Origin of the sequence: Rhodobacter sp. SY28-1, assembly GCF_005222785.1 — a bacterium.
GTDB lineage: Bacteria > Pseudomonadota > Alphaproteobacteria > Rhodobacterales > Rhodobacteraceae > Tabrizicola.
This window is the reverse complement of sequence record NZ_STGH01000001.1, coordinates 953,378-966,875: the sequence shown is the minus strand read 5'-3', so window position 1 is coordinate 966,875 and position 13,498 is coordinate 953,378. Positions and strand designations below refer to the sequence as shown.

General features: G+C 61.7%; 13 protein-coding genes and 1 riboswitch. Of the genes, 6 read left to right on the top strand and 7 right to left on the bottom strand.

What is annotated here, in order from left to right; translation table 11 throughout:
• Positions 1-201: 201 nt before the first annotated feature.
• A complete protein-coding gene (locus E8M84_RS04730) occupies positions 202-1,128 on the bottom strand; it encodes a hypothetical protein (RefSeq protein WP_137110007.1) in 927 nt (308 codons plus the stop codon).
• Positions 1,129-1,357: 229 nt separating this feature from the next.
• On the opposite strand from E8M84_RS04730, the gene E8M84_RS04725 reads away from it, so the two are divergent.
• Positions 1,358-1,810, top strand: coding sequence for a hypothetical protein (locus E8M84_RS04725; protein WP_137110006.1), 453 nt, complete (start codon positions 1,358-1,360; stop codon positions 1,808-1,810).
• Between the two features lie 134 nt (positions 1,811-1,944).
• On the opposite strand, the gene E8M84_RS04720 is transcribed toward E8M84_RS04725, so the two are convergent.
• Positions 1,945-3,114 carry a DUF4268 domain-containing protein gene (locus E8M84_RS04720; RefSeq protein WP_137110005.1) on the bottom strand — a complete coding sequence of 390 codons (1,170 nt, stop codon included), beginning with the start codon at positions 3,112-3,114 and terminating at the stop codon, positions 1,945-1,947.
• 25 nt (positions 3,115-3,139) lie between these two features.
• Positions 3,140-5,989: a class I SAM-dependent DNA methyltransferase gene (locus tag E8M84_RS04715; RefSeq protein WP_137110004.1), complete on the bottom strand. Its 2,850-nt coding sequence runs from the start codon at positions 5,987-5,989 to the stop codon at positions 3,140-3,142.
• Positions 5,990-6,436: 447 nt separating this feature from the next.
• Between E8M84_RS04715 and E8M84_RS21785 the strand changes: the two genes are divergently transcribed.
• Entirely contained in the window at positions 6,437-6,568 is a 132-nt protein-coding gene (locus E8M84_RS21785) for a hypothetical protein (protein WP_276607104.1), read from the top strand.
• Positions 6,569-7,050: 482 nt separating this feature from the next.
• On the opposite strand, the gene E8M84_RS04710 is transcribed toward E8M84_RS21785, so the two are convergent.
• The 4 genes from E8M84_RS04710 to E8M84_RS04695 form a co-directional block, all read right to left on the bottom strand.
• The gene (locus tag E8M84_RS04710; RefSeq protein ID WP_137110003.1) at positions 7,051-7,269 is read right to left on the bottom strand and encodes a hypothetical protein; all 219 of its coding nucleotides are present in this window, start codon (positions 7,267-7,269) and stop codon (positions 7,051-7,053) included.
• Between the two features lie 2 nt (positions 7,270-7,271).
• A complete protein-coding gene (locus E8M84_RS04705) occupies positions 7,272-7,454 on the bottom strand; it encodes an AlpA family transcriptional regulator (RefSeq protein ID WP_205914562.1) in 183 nt (60 codons plus the stop codon).
• A gap of 79 nt (positions 7,455-7,533) precedes the next feature.
• Complete coding sequence (locus E8M84_RS04700; RefSeq protein ID WP_137110001.1) at positions 7,534-8,208, bottom strand: hypothetical protein; 675 nt, start codon at positions 8,206-8,208, stop codon at positions 7,534-7,536.
• On the bottom strand, positions 8,205-9,404 hold the full coding sequence (locus E8M84_RS04695) for a site-specific integrase (protein ID WP_137110000.1): 1,200 nt from the start codon (positions 9,402-9,404) through the stop codon (positions 8,205-8,207). Before E8M84_RS04695 ends, E8M84_RS04700 begins: the two co-directional genes overlap by 4 nt.
• 282 nt (positions 9,405-9,686) lie before the next feature.
• Positions 9,687-9,901: riboswitch (cobalamin riboswitch) on the top strand.
• 29 nt (positions 9,902-9,930) lie between these two features.
• Here E8M84_RS04695 and E8M84_RS04690 point away from each other — a divergent pair.
• From E8M84_RS04690 to E8M84_RS04675, 4 genes are read left to right on the top strand one after another with little or no spacing between them, the layout of a single operon-like run.
• Positions 9,931-10,374, top strand: a complete 444-nt coding sequence (locus E8M84_RS04690; RefSeq protein WP_137109999.1) for a DUF1636 domain-containing protein — start codon at positions 9,931-9,933, stop codon at positions 10,372-10,374.
• Positions 10,371-11,138, top strand: a complete 768-nt coding sequence (locus tag E8M84_RS04685; RefSeq protein ID WP_137109998.1) for an ABC transporter ATP-binding protein — start codon at positions 10,371-10,373, stop codon at positions 11,136-11,138. The genes E8M84_RS04690 and E8M84_RS04685 overlap by 4 nt, the downstream gene beginning before the upstream one ends.
• Positions 11,139-12,068: an ABC transporter substrate-binding protein gene (locus E8M84_RS04680; RefSeq protein WP_137109997.1), complete on the top strand. Its 930-nt coding sequence runs from the start codon at positions 11,139-11,141 to the stop codon at positions 12,066-12,068.
• Between the two features lie 6 nt (positions 12,069-12,074).
• Complete coding sequence (locus E8M84_RS04675) at positions 12,075-13,415, top strand: FAD-dependent oxidoreductase (protein ID WP_137109996.1); 1,341 nt, start codon at positions 12,075-12,077, stop codon at positions 13,413-13,415.
• Positions 13,416-13,498 lie beyond the last annotated feature (83 nt).

The following is a 13,498-nucleotide window of genomic DNA, read 5'->3' as shown; positions in this document are numbered from 1 at the left end:
AACAATCGCCCAGAACTTTGCGTGAGCCGGAGGCGCATGGATAGCGTTGCTAAACGTCTGCTAATCGGGCCCCGCCGGACCGTGTAGCATAGTGCAAGGAATGGCTGGTTCGGAGAAGCTGCACCGCGGCGTAGAACTAATGGACATATGTCCGCCAAGGGCTGAACTCTAAAATGCGCGTGGCATAGTCCAAAGGACCATTTAGGTGTCATTGACCTGCTGAGTTGTCGCTGGACCGCTGGCCGATGCGGAGCCAGTCACTTGGCGCAGCTGAGGAACCAACGGGCCCGCGCCGCGCAAATGGGGCATGCGCCACACGATCTTGCCCGACCTGCCTTTCATATAGTGCCCCCTGACCCAATGAGTCCTTCGAGGCGAGCCTTTTCGCTCGTCAGTCGATATGCCTTCCTGCATAGCCTCGACTTGTCCGCGCCCGGCCTTGCCCAAGGCGATCTTCGTGATGAGTGTGTCAGGAAGTACTTTACCGGACCGCTCAGCTTGGCGCCTTTCGTGCCTGGGGTGGAGCGAAACTTGCTGGACATCCAGCATGCCATGATGGCGCAGCAGGGTGGCTATCGCGACGGCCAAACCAAGGAAGTTTCGGCTCATGGCCAGTTCTTCCTCAATCAGGCCATCCAAAACCGGCATTCCTACAGCTTCGAACAGCTCGCGGGTGGGCGTCGGGACGGCCGAGGCTCCCATGCCCTTGGTGATCATACAGTAGGCGCTCGGGCCGACGGTATTCTGGCGAATGGCGAAACGCTGGGTGTAGATTTCGTCGTCAACCTGCGTGACGAGGCCGAACACCGAGCCATCATTCTGCCGCATGATCCCATCCGCCCCCACGAGAGGTGGCATAATAATCATAGTCGGGAACGGCAGTTGAACCTGGGAGAAGAGCTCGTCTAGGCCTTCCCGCTTCATCTCATTGATCAGCTCGCTCATCATCCAATACGCATCGACATCGATACGAAAGACTTGGGCGTCCTCAAGGATGGCGAGAGACCTATCCCGATAGTCCAGTAGTCGATCCATCAGGCCCGCGGGCAGCTCGGCTGGCCTCACCCCCTGCATCTCCAGGATCTGCCGTGGATAATCTGTGAAAAAGAGCTTCAATTCCTGGAACATGTTAACTCCGACATTTGACGCCAAAGCAGACCCGATAAGGGCATGGCCGTCAACATGGACGGAAGTCTGACGACAATTCGCGCGGAAGCAATTGCATACTTTGAGCCGGCTGCTTTGAGCGGTGAGCAACCTATGGCGTCCAGTGAGTTCGCCGATAACAGTTGACCGGACTGCTCCCCGAAACTGACCGTGCATTTGCTGCAGTCCCCGAGGAAAGTACTTTGGGCGCATGCCGCAAACCCTCGCACTCGCAAACCATCGCCCTGCCCGGATATCAAAGAAGTTCCGTGCGGTCCTTCGCCTTCACGAGATCGAGGGCATGTCTGTCACTGATGCCTGCGCGAAGGTCGGATACAGCCGGGCGGCCTACTACAAGGCCCGTAAGGCTCCCGACGTCCAAGAGTTAATCCGTGAACTCCGTCGCGAGCTTGTTGAGACCGCAGAGGCAAAGAAGGCCTATCTCAAGGTGAAGGCGCTGGAGGTGGGCCTCGATCTCATGCTGAATGCCAAGAACGAGACTATCCGCGCTCGCATGGTTGAATTCCTCGGGTCCGATGCAAAGGTCTCTCCGGTTTCGGTTCATGTCGACGCGCGTCAGGTCGAAGTCCCTTCGGGCTACAGGTACATTCGGCCTCAGCAAATGATCGATAGCCGGACGAGCGACAAGGCTGCAGGTGTTTGAGAGAACGATCCGGCATCCCGCAGCTCTCTCAGTGTGCGCTGCGTCACAGTTGGCGCGTAAGGGGAGCAATATGGCAGCAATGCGCAGACTGGCTTAGCATAGGGAGCGGTCAGAGGTTTGCGAGCAACGAAGTCTCACTTCTGCACTCGATCGAGATCTTGTTCAGACTCGTCGTCTTCGTCCTTGAGACGGACCATACGTCCGACCTTGGTCAATGGACCCGAGAATGCAGCTTCAAGGGATTTGATGTGGTTGGACAACCAGGCTGTTATGGCAGGCCAACTATCCTTGTCCAACCCATCGAATTCCTTGGAAAACACGATGCGGCTTTGCTTCTTGCTATCCATTCGTCGCCAGTCGAGTTGGTGGCCGAATGCGGCCTCAATCTCCTTCCGGCTTGCCAGGAGTTGATCGAACAGTCGCTTGTTTTCTGAGGCGTCCGGACGATTGAGACTGAGTTCAACGCGGGCTTCGCTTAGTCCAAAAACCATCGCATATGGGCATGACCTCACTCCCGACCCGGCATTCAGCCAATGAGAGCTCGCGGGGCTCACATTTTCAAAAAGCCGCACTCCGTCGGCTCGCAGCCGCTCCAGAGCCTGCGCCCAGAACTGAAGCCGCAAATCGTGGCGCCTCTTCTGCGTTCCTTGAACGGCGGTCTCCTCCACTTCTTTGGAAGAGATACCGATCATATAGTCAGCGGCTTCTGGCGGGGGGATAATCTGCTGCAGGTCGAGGAAAAGCTCGTCGCCGAATGCAAACGGGGTAACGCGGAAACACTGCATAGCGATGCCGCGGCCGATCAACCACATGGCAGTCGCAGTCACCTCTCGCCGGAAGTTCGCAGCGATAAAGATCATCCTTTGCCCGGTCGACGGGTTCAACTTCGCTTCCTGCAGTTCCTCAACTTCAAGAAACTCGCAGATCAGCTCACTGGCCGAGCCCCCTCCGCAGTATCGATCAAGATATTTCTGAAAGACCTCGACGATCTGCACGGCCTTAAGTGTGGAGACGTAGGCAGCGTACTTGAGCGCTTGCCAAGTCACGTCACGGCCCGAGTCATCAAGCTTGTTCTCGATCACCACCAGGTTGCCGGCCTTGTCTAGTGCCAGAAGGTCCAGCCGCTCGCGGGTCTCGTCGAATCCATCAAACTCCTTCTGCAGGATCAGCAGTTCTTCACCCAACGCATCGGGCTGATGCACAAGCCATTCTTGGAGATGGTCACGCTCGCGCAGACCTAGATCACCAAAGCGCTTCTGAGTTAGTCGCGAGATGCGGTTGGCGCCACGATCCACACGAAACATGAGACTTCCTCCCGTATGGTAATCTCTAGGCTGTTGCCCGTTCTTGGTTCAGGTGGAACAAGCGGGCGAGGATTTCGTCGTCGGTGAGTTTGCCCGCGTGCCAATCATCGCCCCATCCGTAGGCCTCGGCTACAGCTTCATCCACGGCATTGTGGACAAGGGTCAGCCAAGCTGGGCGGGCGTTATAGAGGTTGGTCAGGGTGCGCTTCTTCAACTCGGCTTCGGCCTTAGCGTCTTTGGGCAGGATGCGGTCCGGATAGCCTTGGACGACCTCGGCGACGCGCTGCACAAGGTCCGGCGGGTTCAGCCAGTTTTCGCGAAGCTCGTTCAGCCGGGCGGCGGCGGCGGCGATCTTCTGCGCGCGGGGGTCGGCAGAATAGTCGGCGGCGGGAATGTTGGGGGTTAGACCTTCGGGGAAGGGGAAGGTTTCGAAGGTGGTGGAGGGGGTGTAGCGGGGCCGATCCTCCAGTGAGGTGCCCATGCGCAGCGCCCAGAGTTCATGGAACCGTGAGTGCAGGATGCCGAAGGTGGTGTCATCGTCGCGCGCGATTCCATAGACAGATCCCGTGGGAAGCATGCCCTTATACTTCCAAACAAAGACCCGATGTTTAGAAACTTCCGGTGTGGAAATGAACCGGTCTTTCTTCATGCAATCCCGTATCCCCTCCGAAGGTCGACCATACCGCCACCAAAAGTCTCGCCGCGAAGCCATTCGGACGTTGTCCCTAACTGGCTTCACAAATTTTCTCACATGCTCAAAAGGCTGCTCATATAGAACTGAGTCCGCAAACGTTGCGTATGGTCCAAAATCCACTACCCATCGCCGCTCGGCGCGGCGTGTTACATCCATACCATTGAACCAGAGCCTTAGAACATCAGAATTGGGCCTGCCATTTGGATTCAAAGGGGCGCGAAGCCAGTCGACGGCGATTGCTTCATCGATATCGAAACTTCCGACAAATTTTACGCCCTGAAACATTACGTTTCTATTGGCTTGCAGCTGCGACGCACTGCTGATGTCTATTCCACTGACGCTCGCCGAAAGGTCCGAGTAAATCACATCGACCTTTCTCCCATCGAGACTCGCTGCCCCACCTCTGTCACTATCGAAACAGACAAGCGACACGCGCACGGCAGCACCGTCGACTGTCCAGCCTTCATCGCTCAACGCTTCATAGATGCGCCCGCCTTCGACTATGGGTCGAAGCACCTCGCGGTTCGCCCCACCCCGGATGGAATTGGTGGCGACCAGGCCGGCGCGGGACAAGTCGCCCGCCTGCATCTGCTGCCAAGCTTTGGCGAACCAGTAGCACACCAGATCGGCCCCGCCTGGCACGTTGCCCCACGCCTTGCGCAGGGCGACCGGGTAATCCTCACCCAGTTCGCGGATCATCTTCTTGTTGCCCAGGAACGGCGGGTTGCCCACGACCACATCGGCCTTGGGCCAGTCTGCCCGCGTTCCATCGGCATTCAGAACGGCATCCCGGTTCTGGATCGTGTCCAGCGTCTTGAGGATCGGGTTCTTCGCGGCTTCGAACCCGTTGCGGCGCATCCACTGGATTTCCCCGATCCAGACCGACACGCGGGCCAGTTCGGCGGCATAAGGGTTCAGCTCGATTCCCAGCACAGCCTCGGGTCCGATGCGGGGGAATTCGCGGGGCAGGCCCAGCGCCTCGGCCTCTAGGTTCACCCGGTGTTCGATGTTCTTCAGTTCCAGAAGCGCGAGATATAGGAAGTTCCCCGATCCGCAGGCCGGGTCTAGCACTCGGAAGTTCAGCAGCTTTTCGCCGAATTCGCTGCGAAGGCGCTGGCCCTCGGCCCTTGCCTTGGTGGCTGCCTTGCCGGTCAGGGTTTCAGCCTTGTCGAGTTCGGCCACGATCCGGGCCTTTACGCCCTCCCACTCGGTTAGAAGGGGCTCCACGATCACCGGCCGCACGATCTGCATGATCTTGTCGCGGTCGGTATAGTGTGCGCCCAACTGACTGCGCTTGTCCGGGTCAAGGCCGCGTTCAAAGAGGGTGCCAAGGATTGAGGGGTCGATATCCGACCAATCCATGTCGGTGGCGCGGATCAGATCGTCCATATCCTCCCAGGTCAGGGGGAGGGTGTCGTCGGTGTCGAAAAGCCCACCGTTGAACCATTCGACGTGTTCAAAGCCGACCAGCCCGCCGGTCCGCATTGCGGCAAACAGGGTGGCGGCAAGGGTGGCGAAGGTTTCTGGCTTGGGCCGGGCGGCCCGGATCATCCGCTCAAACATCTTCGGCGGCAGAAGGTTGACGTCTTCCGCGAACATGCAAAACACAAGGCGATTGACGAAATGGGCGACGGCCTGCGGATCATGGCCGCGGGCGCGCAGCCGCTGGGCGATCTGGGCAAAGCGATTGGCAGCTTCCTCGGTCAGGACCTGGCGGGTCTTCTGGGGCTTGAGGCGTTCGGGGTCGATGAAGCAGGCCTTGAGAAGGTCGCGCTTGGCCCCGTCAAGCAGGTCTTCCAGGGTGATCTCGTGCACCTTCTGGACGGTGTTGGTCCAGTTGGTGTGGATGCGGATGCGGTCCATGTCGGACACAATCAGCAAAGGCGGGTTTTCCAGCGCGATAGCGTATTGCTGAAGCTGGGCGAAGGCGGCGTTCAGGTCCTTGCGCTTGCCCTTGTATTCCCAGGCGAAGCAGTCCTTGCGCCAGACATCGGCCCAGCCTTCGCCACCCGATGATTTCGAGGCGCCTTTTTCGAAGGTGAACCATTCGCCCTTGGGGTCTTCAGATGTCGGTTCCTTGAGGCCGAGAAGTGCGCATAAGTTGTTGAAATGGGATTGGCTGGCAGAGCGTTCCTTCAGTTCGACGGTGCGCCATTTGGCGATGAACTCTTGCGGCGTCATGAAATGCCTCTACTGGACAAACCCAATAGACAGTCCGCGATGTCCAGCGTCAACGCTGACTGCTGAAGTAGTAGGAGAGGATTCCCGCCTAGCAGGACGCGGAAAGGAGAGCGTCAACCCTGCGGAGTGGGGGGAGAGTGCTTGGCGACCGGGGAGCCTCACCACACGCTCCACAGTGGCCGAAAACAGGCTTCAAGGCTTACTTCCAGCGTCTGCCATGCGACAACTGGTCAACCCGTCTTCTTCGCGGCCCAGATCAACAAGAAAAGGCCCGAACAAAACCGCACGGGATGAAAAGGTGGACGGCGGGTGGTGCTCCTCACGCGCGGGCCGACCTCTGGCTCGGTGGCGAGTGCGGCGGCGCCAGAAAGTGGGCGAGGACGGGGAAGAACTCTGCTATGGCTGACGCGCAAGACAGTGTCGCCAAAGTGAGTTCGGAGGTATGCCATGAATGAATTCCACAAGCATCCCATCCTGACGATTTTTGCGGCCGCTTGGGTGATCTTCGGCATCTATTCTGCGGCCACCAGAGACAGCGGCGACTGCTACTATTTCAGCCAGCACGCGACCGACTGCTAGCTGCGCATCAGCGACCGGCTGCACTTTGTAGGCACTGGCGCGACTTTTTCGCGGATCCGGTCGACCGAGTATGTTTGGGAAATCGCCGCTCGTTCGACCGCGCTGAGGTTGATCGACGTCATCGTTCGCTCTTGCCTCTTTGGCCTGCTCAATGGTGAGGCTGCTGTGGCGGGCATAGGACGACCTACCCCAGCCAACTGGCTCGGGTAAGTCCCCATGCCCGCGCGATCTTGCCTGCTCAACGGAGCCTGGCCGCCGCTTAGGGCCCGAAGGTGCGCGTGATTTTCGCCCTCCGGTTGGCCGCTACTTCCGACGCCTTCAATCACTGGCACCGGCCCCCCTGCTTCGGCCTTTCGGACTGCAGTCTGGTCTTCGGGGGCACCCCATGGTAAACCTCTTCCGATCAGCGCCACCGTCCAGCCCGTCCAGAGCCTACCGACCGCTGACCGGCCCGCCGAACAAGTGCGGTGGGCCACTTAAATTCAGTCCTCGATCAACACGAAGTCATCTTCGCGCTGGGCCTCAGCTTCCCGAACCATTGTGCGCATGATCCGAAGTTGCTTGCGGCTGGGCATCCAGCGCATGTCGTTCCCGGCCTGTTTCCAGACCGACTCAGCAAACTCTTTGGCCCACGGATCAGTGGCTAGCCGCAAGACCAGAGGCCAGTTGTTTAAGAGTCGTCGGACCTCGGCGCGCGTCATGATCAGGCTGCGCGCCGCGTCATGGCAAAGGCGTCGATGGTGCTGCGATGCCATCGTGTCAGGCCCCCGATCTTCATCGGAGCCGGAAAGGAGCCGAGCTTGACCCAGCGCCAGACAGTCGAAACGCCGCAACCAAAGTGCGCGGCAACTTCACGGACAGAGAGGTAGAGGGGTTCGGGCGTCATCGGAAGGACCTCTTGCGGTTTCATCTGCCGCCAAAGGTGTCAGGTCCGTCTCCCCCGGTCCAAATGGAGAAACGCAGGGTCAGCGGGCGAATTTCTCCATTCGCGCGTCTGATTGAGAAGTGGATCGAGGATTCACAGCAATTCGAATCGCAGCAATCCGCTCCGGTGTCAGTCCTTTGACTGCCTCTAGGCAAGGGGGGACCACATCTGCAACTTTGATACCCAGCAGCGCACAAACGTTCGCCACGGTCTGCCCGTAGATGCCGCTTGGGCCGCCCCCATCCTCAAGTCGGCCGACCTTCGGTGGTTTCCCTTTGCCGATCAGGTGAATCTCAGCCAGTGCAGATGCAATCCGATAAGCGGGTTCATTTTTCGGTCGCCCGCGTTTGGCCCTCTCTTCTTCGTGCTTCAGAAACTCTTCCCAGCGGAGCAGGCCTGGGCTAATCGCATGAAGAGCCTCAATGGCAACTCCGACATGATCAGGCCAGCCTTCATCCCGATGGTCAACTGGCGTCGACTCCAGATTGATCGTGCCTCGTGCATCGTCTGAGAGTGCGGTCAGGCCCTCGACACTCGCAAGGATCGCAACGCAAAGTCTGCGATGCCGCTTGGCTGCCGCCACTGCTGCTTTTGGGCTAGGCGCGACCAAGCCGCCGTAGACTTTCAGTGTAGTCGAAAACCAAGCTCGCTGCCATGGATCGACGACCCGCGCCCAGCCGATCTTGTTCAGTTCGGCCTCGACTTCCGGCGTCATGCGCGCACCAGTTGCACGACTTGCCCTGCCTGCCCAGTCGCATAGCGCGCCCAAACGTCCATCAGGTCGCGCCGCCGCTCGAACAGGTCGGATCTCGCATAGGCCCTTGCAACGGTTGTGCCGACCGAATGGGCCAGCGCAGCCTCGGCAATCTCGAAGTCGGCCCGGGCGCTTTCGGAACACCAATCGCGAAAGCACGACCGGAAGCCGTGGGTCGTGATGCCCTCGATCTTCATCCGCCCGTAGAGCGCTTTGAAGGCCATGTCAGACATAACCTTTGCTCTGCCCTCACTATCGCGCTGAGCGCTGGGGAAGATCAGTTCAGACTCCAGCCCGCGCACCTTCGCGAGCACGGCGAGAGCGGCCTCGGAGAGCGGCACGCGATGCACCCTGCGGGCCTTCATCCTCTCGGCCGGCACGGTCCAGACCTTGGCCTTCTCGTCGATCTCGCTCCACGTCGCGCCGCGCACCTCTCCGCTTCTGGCGCAGGTGAGGATCGCGAACTCCAGGGCCCGGGCCGACACACCCTCACGCTCGCCCAGTTGATCCATGAAGGCTGGCAGGTCAGGCCAAGGCATCGCGGCCATGTGCACGGGCTTCCGATCGAAAGTCTCAAGTGAGCGGATCGTACCCCGCGCGGGGTTCGCTTCGTGATACTGGCCGCGATCCGTCGCGTAGTCGATCACTTGCGCCAGACGGATTTTCAGCTTCCGGGCCGTCTCGTGCCTACTGCGCCAAAGGGGCTCCAGCACGTCGACGACGTCCGGCCTGCGAATGTCCTCGATGGGACGACCTCCAATCTTCGGGAAGGCATAGACCTCAAGACTTGCCAGCCACCGCTTCGCATGACTCGCGGCCCAAGTAGGCTCTTCCTTAGCGTAGAGCTGTAACGCGACTTGCTCAAACGTCTGGCGTTCACGGCGCTTCTGATCCAGCGGGTTAACGCCTGCTCGACATTGCTTCCGCATCTGCGCGGCTTTCTCGCGCGCCTCCGCAAGACCAATGTCCTTGAGCGACCCTAGCCCGATCTCAACTCGGTAAGGTGTCCCCTTGCCTGTTGTGCGGCCCTTGATGGTGCTCCGAAAGATCCATGATCGGGCGTCAGCCGTTGACACAGAGAGATAAAGCCCGTCGCCATCAGCATGTAGCCCTGGGGCCAGCTTGCCCCTCACCCCTCTGTCAGTGAACTTCCCCATCGCTACTATCCCACCGATTATCCCACCTATTTCGGTGGGATTGCATGAACCCACATGAGATAGCTTGATATAGGGAACCAAACTATAGTTCAATAAAATAAGGACAAAGTGGGGCTATGTGAGACAAGGTTGAATGGTAGTTTGGTGGCCTCCCTCGCCACCACTCCTCCCCCGATCCGTCCAGAAACCGCCTGTCGTGCGTGTGCATGTCACGCATGCCGACCGCCTGGCGCGGGCAGCGCGCACTGTGTCGCTTTCCGTCTTGATCGGCCTGCCGTTCCGGCGCACACAGGGGGCGATGGTTCCCGGCACAGCGCAAAGCGCCGCCGGGTGAAAAGGGAATGGGGTGAGGTGTAGGCATCAGCCGCCAAATCCCCGACTGCCCCCGCAACTGTAAGCGGCGAGCGACCCTCCGAAGCCACTGGCGACAGCCGGGAAGGTGGGGGAAAGCTGTGACCCGCGAAGTCAGGAGACCTGCCATCGAAGCCGACCAGACCCGGGCGGGGTGCCCCGGAAGGAGTGTTCGATGGACGACCCGCGGCCCAAGGCCCGATCCTATTCCGTGGCGCAATCCGCACCGCACCAGATCCTTGTGTGCAAGGCCTGCAAGCACAAGGGTGATGCCTGCAAGCCGGGCTTCGACCTGTTGAAGAAGCTGCACGCGGCAATCGCTGCCGCCGATCTTGGCGAGACATTCGAGGTTTCGGGCACCGCCTGCCTTGCGGGCTGCGTCCCCGATCATGGCGCGCCTTGCGTCGTCGGCTACCGCGCCACCGAAAAGGCCACCTGGCTGTTCGGCGATATCGATCCCGATCAACCTCTGGACGATCTGGTGGATTTCGCCCGCAGTTACGCCGCCGTCGACGACGGCTGGATGACCGGGCGCGACCTGCCGCAGCGCCTGTGCGACACCACGCTGGCCCGCATCCCGGCTGCGATGATCGTCACCCGGGAAGGGGCGATCCAGTGACCGTCCTCGAACTGCGCAACGTCACCTGGGGGCCGAAGCGCACGCCCGCGATCCTGCACGACATTTCCTTCAGCCTGGCCGAGGGCGAGGTGCTGGCGATCTGCGGGGCGAACGGGGCGGGGAAATCCTCGCTGTTGCGGCTCCTTTACCGGCATCAGGCCCCCCTCTCCGGGTCGGTCATCGTCGAGGGCCGCGACCTCTGGCTCACCCCCGCCCGCCAGGCCGCACGCACCGTCGCGGCGGTGTTGCAGGAACAGCCGACCGACTTTGCCCTGACCACCCGCGACATTGTCGCGCTTGGCCGCCTGCCGCACCGGCAGGGCATGGGTCCGGGGTCCCGCGACAAGGCCATCACCGATGCCGCGATGGTTCGCATGGACCTGGCCCATCTGGCCGATCGCCGCTTTGGCACCCTGTCGGGGGGCGAGCGTCAGCGGGTCATGGTCGCCCGCGCGCTGGCGCAGGAACCCCGCATCCTGGTGCTGGACGAACCGACCAACCACCTCGACATCCGGCATCAGCTGGAACTCCTGAGGCTTCTGCGCGGCCTTGGGCTGGCCGTGGTCTGCACGCTGCACGACCTGACGCTGGCCGCCGAATTCGCCGACCGCGTCCTGATCCTGGATCAGGGCCGCGTCATCGCCGATGCCACGCCCGATGCGGCCCTGACCGAAGCCACCATTGCCCGCGCCTTCCAGGTTGCGACCCGGATCGACCGCACCGGCTCCACCCCCCGTTTCTCTTTCCACCTCACGGACCACTGAATGAAAACCGCCCTCCTCGCCGTCTTCCTCCTCTCCACCCCCGCGCTGGCCTTCACGGTCACCGTGCCAAGTTGCAACCGGCAGGTCACGTTCGACGCGCCCCCTGCCCGCGCCATCGCCAATGACGTGAACCTGATCGAGATGATGCTGGCCCTTGGCCTGCGCGACCGGATGGTCGGCTATACCGGCGTCTCGGGCTGGAAGACGCTGGACGAGGAACTGCGCGCCGGCATCACCGAACTGCCGGAACTGTCCGCCCAGTATCCCACCCGCGAGGTCCTGCTGGGGGCCGAGCCCGACTTCTTCTTCGCCGGCTGGAACTACGGCATGAAGGTCGGTGGCGAGGTCACGCCGGAAACGCTGGAACCCTTGGGCATCAAGACCTACGAATTGACCGAAAGCTGCATCCATATCGGCCCCAAAGCCAAGTCCAGCATGGACGACATGTACAATGACCTGCTGAACCTCGGCACGATCTTCGGGGTCGAGGATCGGGCGCAGGCGCTGGTGGACGGCTACAAGGCGAAAATCGCCGAGGTCACCGCAAGCGTCGACCGCAACCAGCCCCTGCGCGTCTTCGTCTACGATTCGGGTGAGGAAACGCCCTTCACCGCCGGGGCCTATGCCATCCCCACCGCGATGATCGAGGCCGCTGGCGGCCGGAACATCATGGACGACCTCGATAAAAGCTGGGCCACCGTCGCCTGGGAGCCGGTGGTGGAACGCAATCCCGAGGTCATCGTCATCGTCAACTACGGCGATGTGACGGCCGAGCAGAAGATCGCCTTCCTTGAAGGCAATCCGGCCTTTGCGGGCATCGACGCGGTGAAGAACGACCGCTATTTGGTGCTGGAATACGTCGAGGCCACGCCCGGCCCCCGCAACATCCGCGCGGTGGAAAAGCTGGTGGCGGGCTTCTGGGGGAACTGACCACCGATGCACCGCCGCCAGGCCCTGTCCCTTCTGCCCGCAGCGCTTCTGGCGTCTCGGGCGCGCGCGCAGACGCAGCGGCGTGTAATGGTCATCGGCGCGGGTCTCGCGGGCCTAACCGCCGCGCGCGACCTGCAGGCTATGGGGCATCAGGTTACCGTGATCGAGGCGCGCGACCGGATCGGCGGGCGCCTCCACACCTCGCGTCTCTGGCCCGACCTGCCCATGGACCTCGGCGCCAGCTGGATCCACGGCACCAAGGGCAACCCCCTGACCGCGTTGGCCGACGAGGCCGGGGCACAGCGCATCACCACCTCCTACGACCGCAGCCTCTCCCTTGGCCCCGATGGGCAAGAGGCCGACCTTGGCCATGACGACGCCGAAGCGCTCGTCGAAGACGCCCGTGCCGCAGCCGAGGACCTTTCGGCAGATGTCTCCCTGGCCGAAGCTGTCCAGTCTTCCCCCGGCTGGGCCGAGGCCGACCCCCAGACCCGTCGCAAGGTCCGCCACTACATCAACGGCGCTTTCGAACAGGAATACTCGGGCGACTGGACCAAGACCTCCGCCTGGTACGTCGACACCGCGGAAGAGTTCGACGGCCCCGATGTCCTCTTTCCCGCCGGCATCGACCGGCTTGCGGCCCACCTCGCAAAAAGCCTGACCATCCGCCTCGGCCAAACCGTCACCGCGCTCGCGCCCACCGCCAGAGGCGTCGCGGCGACCCTGGCCGACGGCACCACCATCGCCGCCGACCAGGCCATCGTCACCCTGCCCCTCGGCGTCCTGCAATCCGGGCAGGTCACCCTTGCCGAACCTCTCGCCCCCGCCCGGCAAGCCGCCATCGACAGCCTCGGCATGGGCCTTCTGAACAAATGCTGGCTGCGCTTCGACCGCATCGCCTGGGACGACAGCGTCGACTGGATCGAATGGCTTTCCCCAATGGACGGCCACTGGTCGCAATGGGTCAGCCTTGGCCGAGCACTGAAGGCCCCCGTCCTCCTCGCCTTCCACGCCGGATCGCAGGCCGCCGAAAAGGAAGCCCTCGACGACGCCTCGATGATGGCCGAGGCGCATGCCGCGCTGAAATCCATGTTCGGCACCGCCTTCCCCGCCCCCCTTGCGGCCCAGATCACCCGCTGGTCGCAAGACCCCTTCGCGCTCGGCTCCTACTCCTTCCACGCCCCCGACACCTCGCCCAAGACCCGCCGCGCCTTTGCCGGGACCGACTGGGACGGCCGCCTGATCTTCGCCGGCGAAGCGACCGAGCCCGACTATTCAGGCACCGCCCACGGCGCATACCTCTCCGGCCAGACGGCCGCCCGCACGATCCTGGGGAAGGCCGAATGACGCAGCCCCGCGCCCCGCTCATCCCCATGGTTCGCCGCTCTTATCTGGCCACCCCGCGAGGAGAAGCCGATGGCGCAGGACGA